1 protein-coding gene is annotated in these 255 nt (G+C 63.9%); it reads right to left on the bottom strand.

From position 1 onward, the window contains the following. The coding region (locus DNK49_RS23630) for a transposase (protein ID WP_165843448.1) at positions 1 to 255 on the bottom strand (255 nt) is incomplete at both ends.

Genomic DNA, 255 nt, shown 5'->3' with positions numbered 1-255 from the left:
CTGGCAAGCTTGAGGATCTCGTTGGCCTTGCGAAGCTCACGGACCTCGCGTTCCAGCTCTTTGACGCGCTTCTGATCCGCGGTGGTCGGCCCCTCGCGCTGGCCGGAATCTCGCTCATGCTGACGCATCCAGGTCAGCAAGGTCTGCGAGGTGCAGCCGATCTTGGCGGCGATCGATTCAATTGCCGCCCATTGCGACGGATGGTCGCCACGACATTCGGCCACCATGCGCACGGCGCGCTCACGAACTTCGGGG

Origin of the sequence: Parazoarcus communis SWub3 = DSM 12120 (assembly GCF_003226565.1) — a bacterium.
GTDB classification, from domain to species: domain Bacteria; phylum Pseudomonadota; class Gammaproteobacteria; order Burkholderiales; family Rhodocyclaceae; genus Parazoarcus; species Parazoarcus communis.
This window is presented reverse-complemented; position numbering and strand designations above follow the sequence as displayed.